General features: G+C 49.3%; 12 protein-coding genes. 5 read left to right on the forward strand and 7 right to left on the reverse strand.

Translation table 11 applies throughout. The annotated features are described in order from the left end of the window. Positions 1-227 precede the first annotated feature (227 nt). The 3 genes from uvrB (at position 228) to ACTHSA_RS01875 (ending at position 3,784) form a co-directional block, all read left to right on the forward strand. Positions 228-2,255, forward strand: a complete 2,028-nt coding sequence (uvrB, locus tag ACTHSA_RS01865; RefSeq protein WP_440367404.1) for an excinuclease ABC subunit UvrB — start codon at positions 228-230, stop codon at positions 2,253-2,255. A 24-nt stretch (positions 2,256-2,279) separates the two neighbouring features. Further along, positions 2,280-2,936, forward strand: a complete 657-nt coding sequence (locus ACTHSA_RS01870; protein WP_308881600.1) for a hypothetical protein — start codon at positions 2,280-2,282, stop codon at positions 2,934-2,936. Positions 2,937-3,235: 299 nt separating this feature from the next. After that, a complete protein-coding gene (locus ACTHSA_RS01875; protein WP_440367405.1) occupies positions 3,236-3,784 on the forward strand; it encodes an SMI1/KNR4 family protein in 549 nt (182 codons plus the stop codon). Positions 3,785-3,938: 154 nt separating this feature from the next. On the opposite strand, the gene xth is transcribed toward ACTHSA_RS01875, so the two are convergent. The 4 genes from xth to ACTHSA_RS01895 form a co-directional block, all read right to left on the reverse strand. After that, a complete protein-coding gene (gene xth / locus ACTHSA_RS01880; protein WP_440367407.1) occupies positions 3,939-4,709 on the reverse strand; it encodes an exodeoxyribonuclease III in 771 nt (256 codons plus the stop codon). A 167-nt stretch (positions 4,710-4,876) separates the two neighbouring features. Next, a complete protein-coding gene (locus ACTHSA_RS01885; protein WP_254342413.1) occupies positions 4,877-5,155 on the reverse strand; it encodes an ArsR/SmtB family transcription factor in 279 nt (92 codons plus the stop codon). 415 nt (positions 5,156-5,570) lie between these two features. Further along, positions 5,571-7,352 (reverse strand): extracellular solute-binding protein, encoded by a 1,782-nt coding sequence (locus tag ACTHSA_RS01890; protein ID WP_440378789.1) that lies wholly within the window; start codon positions 7,350-7,352, stop codon positions 5,571-5,573. A gap of 99 nt (positions 7,353-7,451) precedes the next feature. Further along, a complete protein-coding gene (locus tag ACTHSA_RS01895; protein ID WP_070625264.1) occupies positions 7,452-8,654 on the reverse strand; it encodes a YihY family inner membrane protein in 1,203 nt (400 codons plus the stop codon). 99 nt (positions 8,655-8,753) lie between these two features. Between ACTHSA_RS01895 and wrbA the strand changes: the two genes are divergently transcribed. After that, positions 8,754-9,359 carry an NAD(P)H:quinone oxidoreductase gene (gene wrbA / locus ACTHSA_RS01900; RefSeq protein ID WP_004520937.1) on the forward strand — a complete coding sequence of 202 codons (606 nt, stop codon included), beginning with the start codon at positions 8,754-8,756 and terminating at the stop codon, positions 9,357-9,359. A gap of 212 nt (positions 9,360-9,571) precedes the next feature. After that, the gene (locus ACTHSA_RS01905; RefSeq protein WP_440378790.1) at positions 9,572-11,749 is read left to right on the forward strand and encodes a TonB-dependent siderophore receptor; all 2,178 of its coding nucleotides are present in this window, start codon (positions 9,572-9,574) and stop codon (positions 11,747-11,749) included. A 190-nt stretch (positions 11,750-11,939) separates the two neighbouring features. On the opposite strand, the gene aroG is transcribed toward ACTHSA_RS01905, so the two are convergent. The 3 genes from aroG to ACTHSA_RS01920 form a co-directional block, all read right to left on the reverse strand. Continuing rightward, positions 11,940-12,983, reverse strand: a complete 1,044-nt coding sequence (gene aroG, locus ACTHSA_RS01910) for a 3-deoxy-7-phosphoheptulonate synthase AroG (protein ID WP_070625261.1) — start codon at positions 12,981-12,983, stop codon at positions 11,940-11,942. Positions 12,984-13,261: 278 nt separating this feature from the next. Continuing rightward, positions 13,262-13,939, reverse strand: a complete 678-nt coding sequence (locus ACTHSA_RS01915) for a TIGR02117 family protein (protein WP_070625253.1) — start codon at positions 13,937-13,939, stop codon at positions 13,262-13,264. Positions 13,940-14,148: 209 nt separating this feature from the next. Next, positions 14,149-15,645: a subtype B tannase gene (locus tag ACTHSA_RS01920; RefSeq protein WP_440378799.1), complete on the reverse strand. Its 1,497-nt coding sequence runs from the start codon at positions 15,643-15,645 to the stop codon at positions 14,149-14,151. Positions 15,646-15,820: the final 175 nt, after the last annotated feature.

The following is a 15,820-nucleotide window of genomic DNA, read 5'->3' on the forward strand; positions in this document are numbered from 1 at the left end:
ATGGGGTAACAATCGGGTGGAAAGGGAGAAGCGGATAAAGAAAAAGGACGTGCTCAGGCACGTCCTTTCGGGAGAGGATAATTTAATTGTTCCTGCTAACACAACCAACCTCAGTTAGCTAAGTAAGGAGATGAAATATTTAGTCTTGTTAGATTGGCACACTATCAATTTTCAGACGGCCCTTTGTTATAATCCTCTCTTTCCCTGAACATAAAACAGGCCATCTTATGGAAGTCATCCAATATCCCAATTCTCCGTTTAAACTCCATCAGCTATTTCCGCCCGCAGGCGACCAGCCCACCGCCATTGCCGGCCTGCTCGAAGGACTTTCAGACGGCCTTGCCTACCAAACCCTTCTCGGCGTAACCGGTTCGGGCAAAACCTACACCATGGCGAACGTAATTGCGCAAAGCGGCCGCCCCGCCATCATCATGGCGCACAACAAAACCCTTGCCGCCCAGCTTTATGCCGAAATGCGCGAGTTTTTCCCCGAAAACGCGGTGGAATATTTCGTCTCCTACTACGACTATTACCAACCCGAAGCCTATGTGCCCAGCCGCGACTTGTTCATCGAAAAAGACAGCGCGATCAACGAACACATCGAGCAAATGCGCCTTTCCGCTACCAAAAACCTGATGACGCGCAACGACGTGATTATCGTCGCCACCGTATCCGCCATTTACGGTATCGGCGACCCGACCGAATATCAACAAATGGTGTTGTCCGTCAAAGAAGGCGACACCATCGAGCAGCGCGACATCATCGCCACGCTCGTTTCCATGCAGTACGAACGCGGCGATTTGGATTTCAAACGCGGCAGCTTCCGTGTGCGCGGCGACGTGATTGACGTGTACCCCGCCGAAAGCTCCGAAAACGCCTTGCGCATCAGCCTGTTCGACGACGAAATCGACCGCCTCGATATGTTCGACCCACTTTCTGGTAGTCTTATTCAACGCGTCGGCCGCTACACCGTCTTCCCGTCCAGCCACTACGTTACCCCGCGCGACACCGTCTTGCGCGCCTGCGAGTCTATCAAAGAAGAACTGCGCGAACGCATCGAATTTTTCGCCAGCGAACAACGCCCCGTCGAACAACAACGCATCGAGCAGCGCACCCGTTTCGACCTCGAAATGCTCTACGAAATGGGCTTCTGCAAAGGCATCGAAAACTACTCCCGCCACTTCTCCGGCAAAAAAGAAGGCGAACCGCCGCCCACGCTGATGGACTACCTGCCCGACAACGCCATCATGTTCATCGACGAAAGCCACGTTACCGTAACCCAAATCGGCGGCATGTACAAAGGCGACGCATCGCGCAAGCAAAACCTCGTCGACTACGGCTTCCGCCTGCCTTCCGCCCGCGACAACCGACCGCTCAAATTCCACGAATTTGAAAAAGTCATGCCGCAAACCGTCTTCGTCTCCGCTACCCCTGCCAAATACGAAGAAGAACACGCTGGACAAGTGGTCGAACAAGTCGTCCGCCCCACAGGGCTGGTCGATCCCCAAATCATCATCCGCCCCGTCGCCACCCAAGTCGATGACTTAATGAGCGAAATCAACGACCGTATCCAAAAAGGCGAACGCGTTCTCGTTACCACCCTCACCAAACGCATGGCGGAGCAACTCACCGACTATTACAGCGAACTCGGCATCAAAGTGCGCTACCTGCACAGCGACATCGACACCGTAGAGCGCGTTGAAATCATTAGAGATTTGCGGCTTGGACTGTTTGACGTACTGGTCGGCATCAACCTCTTGCGCGAAGGCCTCGACATCCCCGAAGTCTCCCTCGTCGCCATCCTCGACGCCGACAAAGAAGGTTTTCTGCGCTCCCACCGCAGCCTGATTCAAACCATAGGCCGCGCTGCGCGCAACGTGAACGGCGTTGCCATCCTGTACGCCGATAAAATTACCGACTCCATAAAAGCCGCCATCGACGAAACCGAACGCCGCCGCGAAAAACAAATTAAATTCAACGAAGAACACGGTATCGTGCCGCAGCAGATTAAAAAACAGGTCAAAGACATCATCGACGGCGTGTACCACGAAGAAGACAGCGGCAAAGGCCGTCTGAAAGGCAAAAACAAGGTTAAAGTCGGCGAAATCCACAATGAAGAAGATGCCTTGAAAGAAATTGCCAAACTGGAAAAAGCCATGCAGCAGGCGGCTCGGGATTTACAGTTTGAAGAGGCTGCTGTGTTGAGAGATAGGATTCGAGGGATTAAGGAAGGGTTGTTGTTTGGGGCAGAATAATTTTTAAATTTCAGAGACCATGATATGGAAGAGAAACTTACAGATTTAATTCTTAGTAACATTGAAAAAGGTAATTATGGATTCATTATAGTAATAATTTTTACTATGGTATTGGCTATTATCATTTTTAGATTCAGAGGAGTATTAGAATACTTATCAGAAAGACGAAATTTTCGTAGAAAATTTTTAGAAGAGGTTATAGCCAATACAAAACATAAATCTAATGTGAGGTATTTCTTAGAAAACGAACTCATTAGGGAATATTTTGCTCGAATATTCAAATTTAATGCAGAAGTTATTATTATAGAAAAAATAATAGATTTTCATAAATTTTTAAATGGTGAATTTACGTTTAATCAACTTGTTAAAAGTTATAGGTATATGAGAATGAATGATGGAAAACTTACAATTCATATTTCCTGGCTTGATTGGCTTGTAGATGCATTTACATATTATATACTCGCATTTATTTTATTTTGTCTAGGAGTATATTCATATATTCTTGGCTTTAAACACGATAATTGGAAAATTTTATTATATATTTTATGTGCATTTTTTAATATTTTATTGAGTTTAATAATATATTTTCAATCAATCCCTTATAAAAATGCAAAGAAATTAAAATTAAGATTAGAAGCCTTTCAAAAACAAACCGTAGCAAACCGTAGCCTACATGACTAACCGCATGCGTGGATACGCCACACACACTACCTGAGGATAGCACAAACTTTAAATCTGAGGTGTAGGGTGTGTGTGGTATGCACGCATTCTTTGCCGTTCAAACCATTGGTTCAAACTTTCAGACGACCTCAAACGTCGTCTGAAAATCTCTTAGTGCAAAGGTCGTCTGAAAACCGTGAATCCGTTTTCAAACGACCTTTGTTTCATTTCAGGCAACGAATATAATAACGCATAGGCTGATTCCCGCCAGTTGATTCAAAGCCCAACGATAATCCATTTAAAAAAAGAATCCGACCATCATGACCTATCCGCAAGCCCTGCAACAACTTCAATATTGGCTCGCAAACAGCCAAGTATCTCACGCCAACCATCTGAATTTTAATGTACATCCCCTTTCAACTGATGAATTGCAGGCGATACGCGGATATACGCAGAACAAGCTGCCTGAAAGCTATTATTTATTTTTACAGCAATGTGGCGCGGGGGATTTTTTCTATTCGTGGCACACCAGCATGATCGATCAAACCGTATCGCAAACGCCCAAAATAGAAATCTACAATCTCGTCCAACTGCAAGAACAAAATCTCTATTACCAACAACTATTGCGCGAAGAACTTGACGACCTGCCGCCTGACGAACACCCCGACATAGGCGAAATCTTTATCATCGGAGCGCATCACAGCATGGGAGATTGGTTCGGCTTCGACCTGTCCCGCACCGAACCCAACTTCGATATTTTTATCCACGATGCCGCCGATCCCGCCACCTATGCCGAAGAGGCCCAATGGCGACAGTTTGAAGATTGGATCATCCGTTGCGTGGAAAGTAGGGGAGAAGATACGCTTTAAATGGTGGCATAAGTAAAACACAGTGAGGTAAAGTGGGTACTCATTAGCCATGTATTTCTGCTAACCATGCTTGAGTGGCTACGCCAAACAATAAGGCCGTCTGAAAACCATTTAAAGTTTTCAGACGGCCTTATTGTTTATATTGCTTTAAAATCTAACAGTCAAACTCGGCAATTACCGGTGCGTGGTCGCTGGGACGTTCTTGGGCTCGGGTTTCTAGGTCGACGGTGACGTCGGTAAGGGTGGCGGCGAGTTCGGGGCTGCTGAGGATGTGGTCGATACGCAGGCCGAGTTTGCGTTGGAACATGGCGCCGCGGTAGTCAAACCATGTGTAGAACGCGCCTTCGGGGTGGATTTTGCGCAGGCTGTCGGTCAGGCCGAGGTCGAGCAGGTTTTTAAACCATTGTCTTTCGATGGAGGAGCAATGGATTTTTTCGTGCCATTTTTCGGGGTCGTAGCAGTCGGCATCGGCCGGGGCGATGTTGAAGTCGCCGAGCAGGACGAGTTTGGGGTGAACGGCCATTTCTGCGCGGACGAACTCGGTCAATGCGGCAAACCATTGTTCTTTGTATTGGAATTTTGGGCTGTCCAGGGCTTCGCCGTTGACGCAATAGACGTTGATGATGCGCACGCCGTTGATGGTGGCGGCGATGACGCGGCGTTGTGGGTCATTGGGGAGGGCGGGCAGACCGCAATGTACGTCTTGCGGTTCGTGGCGGCTGATGATGGCGACGCCGTTGTAGGTTTTTTGGCCGCTCCAGACGCAGTGCCAGCCCATCATTTGCAGGGCGGCTGCCGGGAATTTGTCTTGGTCGAGTTTGAGTTCTTGTAATGCGAGTATGTCTGCTTGGTGGTCGGCCAGCCAGTTTTGTACTTGGGGCAGGCGGACGTTGAGGGAATTGACGTTCCAAGTGGCGATTTTCATGATGTTTCCGTGTGTGCTGTTGGGTGGGAAGGCGGCGGATTGCGCCTGTGGGAATGGGCGGTATTGTATAGCGGATTGGTTTATTTTTCGATATGGGCTGAAAGTGGCAGGCCGTCTGAAAGCTGATGTTTCAGACGGCCTTGATGTTGTGATATGGAATAATTTGTTTATGCTGCTGGGTCTTTGAGCGTGCGCAGGGTATTGAGGATGGTGGTGGCTTCTTCGGAGATGATGCGGTATTCGATGATGCGGTGGTAGCGCGTGAAATCGATGATGCCTTCGGTGCGCAGGCGTGCGAGGTGGTTGGCGATGCCGGTTGGGGAGGAGTCGAGTGCTTGTGCCAGTTCGGTAATGCTGCGGTCGCCGTCAAGCAGTAGAAAAAGAATGGCCATACGTTCGGGGTTGGCAATCAGTTTGAGAATGGTAGAGAGACGCTTGATTTCCATATTATTGTTCCTTTTGTCTGTTATATGAATGCTTGATTTAGGTTAAATTTGGATGATTGTAGTTTTTATTAAGATTAACCTTATAATTCAAACTCTTACCTTGCAGTGTACACGGTTTTGTAAAATTTGAGGGCATTGTTTTGCAATTTTTTTGTTCATTTTCGATATTTTGCTTCGGTTGCGAAAATGGATTGAAAAGAGACAAAAAGGCCGTCTGAAATGTTCCGTTGCAGATGATTTTGCTGACGGATGTTTCAGACGGCCTTTGATTTGGCTTTAAGTTGTTTTTTCTTTTATGTTTGTGTTGAATCAGCCGATTGATTGTTTTTAAACAAACAACTAGGTTTTATGATTCTATGCTTAGGACTACACGCCAAGGGCTTGTCAGACGCTTGGACGTGTTGTCGAAATGCGACTACTTTTTCTTCCAGCCTGCGGTCATGGCGAAGGTAATGGGGTCGTAGTATTTCGGCAGCTTGGACGGAATGCCTACATCGTTACGGTACACGACGCGGTAGCGGTCGGCGAACCAGTTTGGAACGATGGTGTATTGGTGGCGGATCAGTCGGTCGAGCGCGCGCGAGGTGGTTTGCAGCTCTTGGCGGTTGGTAAAGCTGTTGAAATGGGTCAGCAGTTTTTCGACCGCGGGATGGCAGACGCCGGACAGGTTGCGGCTGCCTTCGGTTTTGGCGGCGGCGCAGCTGAAGTAGTCGTATTGCTCGTTGCCGGGGCTTTCGCTGTTGCCGTAGTAGCCGGTGGTTACGTCAAAATCGAAGTCGTTCATGCGTTTTTGGTACACGGCGGAATCGGCGGTGCGCACGTTCATGGTAATGCCGATTTTGGCGAGGTCGCGCTGCCATTTGGCGGTAATGCGTTCGTAGTTTTTGCTGGGGGCGAGGAATTCAAAGGTCAGCGGTTTGCCTTGTTTGTCGACTGCTTTGCCGTTTTTGTATTGGTAGCCGCCTTTTTCAAGCAGGGCGCGTGCTTTGAGCAGGTTCGGGCGCACGCCCAGTTTGGGGTCGGTAACCGGCGGCATAGGGACGTCTTGATCCAATACGCCATCGGGCAGCTTGGTGCCCAATGATTTGAGCAATGCGGTTTCTGCACGGTCGGGCTTGCCAGTTGCGGCCATGGTGCTGTTGGTGAAGAAGCTGTCGGTGCGGCGGTATGCGCCGTAGAAGATGCGGCTGTTGACGCTTTCGTAGTCGAAGCTTTCAATCAAGGCGCGGCGGACGTAAATATTGTCCAAGGGCTTGTGGCGCATATTGATGACGAAGCCTTGCATGCCTGCGGTGCTGTTTTGCAGCCATTCGTGTTTGGACAGGTTGCGTTTTTTGAGGACTTCGTCGGAGTAGGCGCGCGCCCAGTTGCGGGCGACGTTTTCTTGTACAAAGTCATATTGGCCGCCTTTTAACCCTTCAATGCGGACAACTTCGTCTTTGACGTATTTGATGAGGATGTGGTCGTAATTGTAGCGGCCTTTGCGCACGGGCAGGTTTTGCGCCCAGTAGTTTTTGTCGCGGACAAACTCGCTGATGCGGCCGTTTTCAGCTTTGGCAAAACGGTAGGGGCCGGAGCCGATGGGCAGGCTGTTGGGCGCGGCGGCCAGGCCTTTTGGATAGCTTTTATGCGAGAAGACGGGCAGGCTGCCGAGAATCATGTGCAATTCTGAGTTACGCTGCTTGAAGCGGAATACGACGGTGCGGTCGTTGGGCGTTTCTACTTTGGCTACGTCGCTCCAGTAGAAGTGGTACATGGGGGCGGCGGCTTTGTCTTTGGTCAGGATGTTAAATGAAGCGGCAACGTCTTTGGCCAAAACGGGGTCGCCGTTGTGGAATTTGGCTTTGGGGTTGATTTTGAAGGTAACGGAAAGACCGTCCGGCGCCAGGGCGATGTCTTCGGCAATCAGGCCGTAAACGGCGTAAGGTTCGTCCATGCTTTGCTCGGTCAGGGTGTCGAGCGTCAGCATGCTGATGCCGTATTCGTGGTTGCCTTTGAGGGTAAAGGGGTTGAGCGTGTCAAAAGCACCGAGGAAAGGCGTGGTAAACGTGCCGCCTTTGGGGGCGTTGGGATTGACGTATTCGAAAGCGGTGAAGTTGGCCGGATATTTGGGTGGTTGGCCAAGGCCTACGCCGTGGGCGGCGAAGGCGGCAGATGGAATCAAACCGAGCAGCGAGAGTAGGGCTGGTGTTTTCATCTATTTTTCCTTGTAGGTCGAATGTAGTATTCAGTAGTGTGCCGATTATAGCAAAGGCCGCCTGAAACTTGATATTTTTGGTTTCAGACGGCGTCACGTTTAAGAGGATTGTTTTTTCGTATGGGCGCCGAACTCGGCCAGCGTCATGTTCAAGGTTTCCAAGCAGGGCTGCATGATGTGGTCAACCGTTTGATTGACCTTGTCTTTGTTGAGCGTTTGCGGGCGGTAGACAAAGAGTTTGAACAGCTCGGCCAAGTCGATGGACTCCGCCCCCATTTTCAAGACCCAACCCTGACGGCCGAAATAGACATAGCCGTGTCGCGCCAGTTTTTCTAAAAGCTCGCCCAATTCGTCGAAGCCCATATTGATATGCCGTCTGAACTCCTGCACCGGCAACGCCTTACCGCTTTGTTGGGCAGAATCGAGCAGCAGCAGGATTTTCAATACATCGTCAAAGCGGCCGCGCGCATCCAGACTGCGGCGGAACGCTTCGCCGCGCCAGTAGGACAGGGACGAGGTCAAAACCGCGCCGCCCAATACCAGCGTCCATAACAGGTTGAGCCACAACAGGAAAAAAGGTACCGCGGCAAATGCGCCGTAAATCGATTTGTAGCCGTCAAAGTTGCCCATGTACCAAGCGAACAAAAAGCGTGCCGTTTCCAAGCAAAACGCCGTTACGGCCGCGCCGACCAAAGCATGGCTTGCCGGCACGAAACGGTTGGGCACAAAGCGGTATAAGCCCCACAGCAGCATCGTAATAAATGAAACCGCAGTGATAATTCTCAGCCATTCTGATCCGCCTACCACTTGCACCTGACCGATCACGACCGACAAGCCCACGCCCAAAGATAAAGGCCCAAACGTCAGCAACGCCCAATACACTAAAAACTGCATCATCCAAGGCCGTTGCGAATTGACGCGCCAAATCCGGTTGAACGCATTGTCTATGGTCCGAATCAGCATCAGCGAGGTTACGACCAACATCACACTACCGATGGCCGTCAGCTTGGTGGCCTTATCGCGGAACGCATTGATGTAGTCAAACACCATATCCGCGCCCTGCGGCACAATGGTGCGGTTGATAAAAGAGACAAATTCCCCCGACCATTGGTCGAAAACGGGGAAGGCCGAAGCGATGACGACCATCACCGTCAACACGGGCACCAAAGCCAAAAGTGTCGTAAACGTCATGTTTGCCGCTACCTGCGGCACACGCTCGTCATCAAAACGGCGCACGACAAACCAAGCGAACGCTACGCCTTTACTCTTTAAAAAACCTTGCCACCATTGCGAAAACGGCATAACCTTTTCCCACTTTTAAATTGAAATTTCTTCTTTTCAGACGGCCCGAGTATTTAAAAGGCCGTCTGAAACCTGACAGCATTGTAACGGAAACCCCAAATGAACCCAAATCCTCTGAAAATCCTCGTCCTCTTTTATTCCCAAAATGGCAGCACGCGCAACCTTGCCCGCCAAATCGCACGCGGTATCGAAAGCGTGGACGGTTGCGAAGCCGTGTTGCGTACTGTTCCCAAAGTTTCCACCGTTTGCGAAGCCGTTGAAAAAGCCATTCCAGACGAAGGCGCGCCATACGCGACTGCCGACGACCTCAAAAATTGCGCCGGCCTTGCGCTCGGCAGCCCAACACGTTTCGGCAATATGGCCGCCGCAATGAAATACTTTATCGACGGCACCATTCCCCTTTGGCTCGGCGCAGAACTCGTCGGCAAGCCTGCCACCGTATTCACCAGCACATCTTCGCTGCACGGCGGCCAAGAAAGCACCTTGCTGACCATGATGCTGCCCCTGTTGCACCACGGCATGGTCATCAGCGGCATTCCATATACCGAGTCCGCGCTCAGCAATACCCAAAGCGGCGGCACGCCTTACGGCGCAAGCCATGTTTCCGGCCATGACAGCAAGCCGGCATTGACTGCCGAAGAAAACGATATTGCCTTTGCGCAAGGTAAACGTTTGGCAGAATTGGCACGAAAATTGGCAGACTGATTACCTTGTAATAAAAAGATTAAGGCCGTCTGAAAACCTGATGATACGGGTTTTCAGACGGCCTTTTTAGTTAATTAGGACTAGTTTGAAAATAAATATTTTGAATTAAACGAACTACTTAGAAAATAGTGATTAGAACATAGTTTCATCGGACTACATCTTTTTGATAGAATCTGCGACCAAATTGTAAAGATAAGCTAATTGGAGAGGCTATGTCACTACCTGTATTTCCCTATGGCAAATTAAGCTTTGCCGTCAGTCTGGCGCTGTGTTCGGCGTATTCTTTCGCGACCGAAGTAGAAAATACCCAGCCGCAAGAACGTGTCGATTTACCGACAGTTACCGTCCAAGGTGTCGGAAAACAGACTACTTCCAACTACACCATTCCCGCTTCCTCTGCCGCGACAGGCATCCGCCTGACCCAGCGCGAAACGCCGCAGTCCTTGTCTGTCGTTACCGAAAAACAAATGGACGACCAAGGTTTGGATACCTTGCAGGACGTGTTGAAACAAACGCCGGGCGTGTTTCACAGCAAAATGGGTAACAACGTCTCCGGCCACAGCCAGTTTATTTCGCGCAGTCAGGCGATTGACAGCATTTCCGTAGACGGCGCGCCCAAATTCCTTTACGACGGTAAAGCCATCCGCCGCGGCACCAACAATCTGGACAGCACATTGTACGAACAAGTCGTCGTCGTACGTGGCGCAAGCGGTTTGTCCAACGGCGGTATGGGCGAGCCGGGCGGTACGGTTGCGTTGGAACGCAAAAAACCGACTGCCAAACCTGCCGTCAGCGTAGAAGCCGGAGTCGGTTCGTGGAACCATTACCGCTTCGTCCTTGATGCCAATCAGCCTTTGAATGCAGACAATACCTTGCGCGGCCGCGCTATTTTGGTCAGCGACCATGGCGGCGATTACCTGCCGAACACTTCGCGCCACAATCACACTTTCTACGGCACTTTGTCTTACGATATCACGCCGCAAACCCAATGGCGCCTCGGTACGGAAATACATCGTTTCCGCAATACCGGCAGCTCGCGTTTCAGCTACCTGACCGCAGCAGGTTCGCGCCGTACTGGATTCATACCGTTTGAGTCTTCGCCGCGCAGCAATTCTTCCGCGCGCTGGGCATACGGCAAAGACACCAGTGCCGAAGTATTCACTTCCCTCAGCCATGAGTTTGACAACGGCTGGAAACTGACAGGCGATTACAGCCATGTTTCGGGTAAAAACGACATCGTTTCAGGCATTGCCGGTACATTTGAAATCAATCCCGATTACTCTGCACTTTTCACTTCAGACCGCGACCGCAGCAAATACCGCGATCAGAATTTTGCGCTGGCCTTGGACGGCCATTATCCGGCGTTGGGCCGTTCGCATGAGTTCAATGCGGGCATCAGCTATCAGGACAACAAAGAAAACCTTTCTTTCTACGAAGAAGGCGAGTCGATGATTCCCGATTTGCGTAAATTTGACGGCAACATCGCCAAACCCGATATGCCATATCTGCGCGATGGTTTTTCACGCATGAAAAACCTGTCGGTTTACGGCTCGACCCGTTTCAAACTGACCGACAAGCTCGCCTTTATCGGCGGCAGCCGTTTTGTGGATTGGCGTTACCGTTACAGCACCAGCCGTAACAAATTCGTACACAGCAGCCACAAACAAAATGTTTTCATTCCTTATTTGGGCGTAACCTACGACATCGGCGACAATTTGACCGCCTATGCGTCTTACACCACCATTTTCCGTCCGCAAGTGCGTTATCTGACCAAAGACGGCGCGGCGCTCAAACCACAACGCGGCAAAACCTACGAGACTGGTTTGAAAGCGTCATGGTTTGAAGGCCGTCTGAATGCTTCCGCCTCCGTCTTTATGAACAAACGCGACCATTTGGGCGTTGTCGCAGGCAAATTCGCGAATGGCGAGGAATACTACCGTGCAGCCGACAACACCACAACAAAAGGCGTGGAGCTCTCTGTCGGCGGCCGCCTGAGCGATAAATGGCTGTTGAATGCGTCTTATGCACGTTCTAAAATCAAAGACAGCGAAGGGGTTCAACTGCATCCGTCTTATCCGGTTCATTTGTTCAAACTCTTTACCACGTATGACGTGACCGACCGTTTGAACGTAGGTGCCAACGTCAACTGGCAAAGCCGCAGCCACACGCTGGATGAATATCCTGAAGACATCAATCCGGCTGCCGCGGCCGCGTTGACCCAACGTCCGTATGCAACGCTGGACTTGACCGGTCATTACAAAATCGGCAAATCCACCCGCATCAGTTTGGACTTTGAAAACGTCTTTAACAAACGCTATCGCACCATGCCGGATATTCACGTTTACGGCACGCCGCGTAGTGTGACTGCAACGGTTAAACACACGTTTTAATTGAAAAGAAAAGTAGGAGAGACCGTCTGAAAACCTGAATGATCGGGTTTTTAGACGGCCTGAATATTTTCTAACATATTGTTTTTACGTCGAACCTGACTAAAAATTGCTCGGGATATTGAGCAAAGAAATCAAAATGACAGACGCAAAAAAGACCGGAACATATCCGGTCTTTTTAATGGTTTCGCACTTATGCTTTGTAACTTTTCGCTTCGGCAAGCAGTGCCAGCAATTCTTCAGTCGTATCCCAACCGATGCAGGCATCTGTAATACTTTGACCGTAAACCTCTGGCTTGTCCTGACGGCCTTCAACCAAGTGGCTTTCTACCATCACGCCCATGATGTTTTCTTCACCGGCTTTCAGCTGCTCCGCAACATCGCGTGCTACATCCATTTGTTTGCGGAAGTCTTTACGGCTGTTGGCATGGCTGCAGTCCACCATCAGTTTGCTGCTCACGCCGGCTTTTTGAAGCTGCGCAACAGCGTCTTTAACGTGTTCTGCGCTGTAATTAGGCTCTTTACCGCCGCGCAAAATCGCATGGCAGTCAGGGTTGCCGCTGGTGTGGACAATCGCGGAATGACCGGCTTTGGTTACAGACAAGAAGTGGTGTGGATGATTGGCGGCGCCGATGGCGTCAATGGCAATTTTCAGATTGCCGTCCGTACCGTTTTTAAAACCGACAGGGCAGGAGAGGCCGCTGGCCAATTCGCGGTGTACCTGGCTTTCAGTCGTACGCGCACCAATCGCGCCCCAAGAAATCAGGTCGGCGTAGTATTGCGGCGTAATCATGTCCAAGAATTCAGTCGAAGCAGGCATGCCCATTTCGTTCAAAGTCAGCAACAACTGACGCGCTTGGCGCAGGCCGTAGTTGATGTCAAACGTACCGTCCAAGTGAGGATCGTTAATCAGGCCTTTCCAGCCAACGGTTGTACGCGGTTTCTCAAAATACACGCGCATCACAATCAGCAGCTCTTTCTCATATTTTTTGCGCAAGGGCAGCAATTTTTGCGCATATTCTACCGCCGCCTTAGTATCGTGAATCGAGCATGGGCCGATGATGACCAGCAAACGGTTGTCGCGGCCGTGAACCAAATCCGAAATCTCATGACGTGTTTTATAAACCAAATTGGCAACGTGAGGCGTAACAGGCAGCTCATACAAATGCGCGATTGGAGGAAGTAACTCTTTGACTTCTTTAATTTTAATATCGTCAGTAGGGTGGTGTTGGGACATGATGAACTCTCTTGTTTATTTTTGATACAGGTTACAGGTTTTAGCAGAATTAAACAAGGCTTAGTTTTTTGTTTTAGCAATTTTATTCTAAAATTTCTTTATTTTAATTATTTTATAGAATTTAAAATCAGTTTGTTTATAAAAATTAATATTTAATGCTATTTAAGAATTTTATTTATATAATAAAGGGTTTTGGGGTTTTATCAAAATACAGGCCGTCTGAAAATGTTCAGACGGCCTGAAGTCTTACATAGACCAAAAATTGAGAAGCGTGAAGGCTATCGATATTGTTCCAGCAAGGGCGAAGAGAAAGGAGTCCAATACACGCCTTTAAGGCCGCTTTCAACCAATTTGTCATTCAACCAAGTGTTACAAGTATTGAATAAATGATAGCGCCCTTTGGCTTCGTAAAAAGCATCGTTAGATTGATGATGAATTCCTTTTAGCAAGATGGGGTGCCCATTTTTTTGTTGAAAACCGGCCAAGAGCGATTTTGTTAAATTCCTGTATTGCTCAGGCGTGACCAAAAATTTGACGACGTGGCTATTTTCTCGTGGTTCAAAAGGATAATAAGTAACATGAATCAGCGTACGGTTCAGCCCGCTTAATGCACCTAAAGCATTGGAGAAAGTCAAATCTTTCCACTCAGGCGTGTATAAATAAAAATTGCGTTCCCCCCAGCCTAAACCGATATGCGTTATTTGAGGATTAGTAGAAAGCGTGTCTTTTGGATTGACGACATTCGACCAATCAAAAATATCATTCTTCAGCGGCATGACTACATCAGTATGCACGCCGTTACTGACTAGAAATAACGTAATGTCTCCTTTTGGCTGCTCTTCATTAAGCGGCAATGAAGCCATCATCCAAGCAGACAAAAAATACAATAGGGCAAAAATAGGGATGATCAGCACTATTTTGCCGATTTTTTTGAGGATGTGAAGGAAGGAGCGCATTCGTTTTTTAAAAGTAATTGAGTTTGAAGGTGTGTATTTTCCATTAAATTTGTACTTTTTTCATTAGAAATGAATAGATGGTATCTTGCGACTAATGATAAAAATGGTTGTTTAATTTAAATAAAAGAAAGGCCGTCTGAAATGTTCAGACGGCCTTTCTTTAATTAAAACGGGATACTAAATCTCATCTCAATCTATGTTGCGAATGCTTATTTTGTAGAGCTGCTGACTTGTTTCATCCAGGCAAACAGTTCGTCTAAGTCATAATCGCCGCTGTGGCCGACATCCCAAGGTAGGGCGTAGTCGACGGTTTGGCCGTTGTTTTGCAGTTTGGCGGCTAAGATGGCGGAGACTGCCAGTGAGGTGTCGCGGTCGTTAGTGCCGACGCGGATTCGCCAGTTTTGCGGCAGGTTTACGCCTGGTTTGCCGATGTAGTTGAGCGGATTCATGATTTTGATGGTTTCTTCATCCGCGATTTCGGCGTTAGCGGCGGTGTTGTGTTGCATGGAGAACGCGGTGAAGTGGCGTTTGTCGACGGTATTGGTGCCGAAGAGTTGGTTTTCGCCTGTGCTTAAATCTACGCCGTCAAAGGCGGGCGGTGTTTTTTGGCGGCCGGCGGCTTTGGCGTAGGCATCGAAATCGACGGAGACGACTTTGCCTTTGCGGACGGTCAGCCAAGTGCGGTCGCTCAGGTCTTTGCCTGCATCAAGTTGGGCTTGTGCGGATTTGGCAATTAAACCGGCAATATGGTTTTTAAAGCTGCCGTTGCCTTGGGCGTCCAGTGTCAGGGGTTTGCCTTCGGGGGATTTCAGGTTCAGGCTGTTGAGGTATGCGGGGTATAGGGGTTTGAGGAGGTCGGACAGTTTTTTCTCGTCATCGGTCAGCGTGCCGGCGACCAGCTCGCGTTTGACGCGGTAGTCGAGCATGGAAATGTTCATTTTTTTGTAGTCGTTGATACCGTTGAACTGCCATTCGTAAGCCATATCGGCATGGTCCAAATCGGTAATCGGGCAGTAGGAGGATACGGCGAAAACTTTGTCGCTGCCGTCTGCCGCACCTAAGGCTTTGAGGTGGTTTTCGTAATCTTTTTGGTCGGCTGTTGCGCCTAAGAGGGTGGACATCGCGCCACCTGCGCTTGTGCCGTTGGAAATAATTTTTTCGGCATCGCCGGGCATAACTTTGTCGTTGGCTTTAAGGTAACGGACGGCGGCTTTCAAATCAACGATGGCGGCAGGTGCTTTGCCGGTGGGTTCTGTCCGGCCGCGTGCGCCAGGGGATGCGACGACGTAGCCTTTGGAGAGGGCAACCAGGGCGGCGTTAGGCGATTTTTGGCCGTCTTCAGGCTCGCCGCGTTTGCCTTCTAAAGCGGGTTTGCCCGGTTCGGCAGGCATATATCCGCCGATTTGGTTGGGCAGGAAAATCGGTGCGGTTTCGGCGTTGAAACCGTCTATCTTGCCGCCGTTGTAATAGGCTTCGGGTACATAAATATTGATGATTTCGTAACGGGTATCGACAGGATTGCGGACGTAAACCACGCCTTCGTAAGCGCGGAATTTGATGGCTTGACCGTTCACTTCGATGCTTTGTTCGGTGTATTTTTGTTTGGAGAAGTCTAGGTCGTAGGTGTCTGTGGTTTTGACGGAAGCGCAGGCGCTCAATCCCAGCGCGACAGAAACGGATAAGAGGGTTTTGTTTAGGGCGTTCATCATCATACTTTCTGAAGAGGTAAGCGGATATGATAACGAATACTTAGGCCGTCTGAAACGCCAAGTCGGGTTTCAGACGGCCTGATTTTTTTGTAGCGTTATGTAGTGTTGTACGTTACGTTGTAAAGTAATATTGGCTTAAATCTCATCTATTTGATAAATATGAATTTAATAA

It is taken from the genome of Neisseria sp. P0008.S002, assembly GCF_051962805.1.
Taxonomy (GTDB): domain Bacteria; phylum Pseudomonadota; class Gammaproteobacteria; order Burkholderiales; family Neisseriaceae; genus Neisseria; species Neisseria perflava.

Excerpts from the sequence above, each read along its gene's own strand:
- uvrB (WP_440367404.1), top strand. The coding sequence starts at position 228 with ATGGAAGTCATCCAATATCCCAATTCTCCGTTTAAACTCCATCAGCTA.
- aroG (WP_070625261.1), bottom strand. The coding sequence starts at position 12,983 with ATGTCCCAACACCACCCTACTGACGATATTAAAATTAAAGAAGTCAAA.
- ACTHSA_RS01875 (WP_440367405.1), top strand. The coding sequence starts at position 3,236 with ATGACCTATCCGCAAGCCCTGCAACAACTTCAATATTGGCTCGCAAAC.
- wrbA (WP_004520937.1), top strand. The coding sequence starts at position 8,754 with ATGAACCCAAATCCTCTGAAAATCCTCGTCCTCTTTTATTCCCAAAAT.
- ACTHSA_RS01870 (WP_308881600.1), top strand. The coding sequence starts at position 2,280 with ATGGAAGAGAAACTTACAGATTTAATTCTTAGTAACATTGAAAAAGGT.
- ACTHSA_RS01890 (WP_440378789.1), bottom strand. The coding sequence starts at position 7,352 with ATGAAAACACCAGCCCTACTCTCGCTGCTCGGTTTGATTCCATCTGCC.
- ACTHSA_RS01920 (WP_440378799.1), bottom strand. The coding sequence starts at position 15,645 with ATGAACGCCCTAAACAAAACCCTCTTATCCGTTTCTGTCGCGCTGGGA.
- ACTHSA_RS01915 (WP_070625253.1), bottom strand. The coding sequence starts at position 13,939 with ATGCGCTCCTTCCTTCACATCCTCAAAAAAATCGGCAAAATAGTGCTG.
- ACTHSA_RS01885 (WP_254342413.1), bottom strand. The coding sequence starts at position 5,155 with ATGGAAATCAAGCGTCTCTCTACCATTCTCAAACTGATTGCCAACCCC.
- ACTHSA_RS01905 (WP_440378790.1), top strand. The coding sequence starts at position 9,572 with ATGTCACTACCTGTATTTCCCTATGGCAAATTAAGCTTTGCCGTCAGT.
- xth (WP_440367407.1), bottom strand. The coding sequence starts at position 4,709 with ATGAAAATCGCCACTTGGAACGTCAATTCCCTCAACGTCCGCCTGCCC.
- ACTHSA_RS01895 (WP_070625264.1), bottom strand. The coding sequence starts at position 8,654 with ATGCCGTTTTCGCAATGGTGGCAAGGTTTTTTAAAGAGTAAAGGCGTA.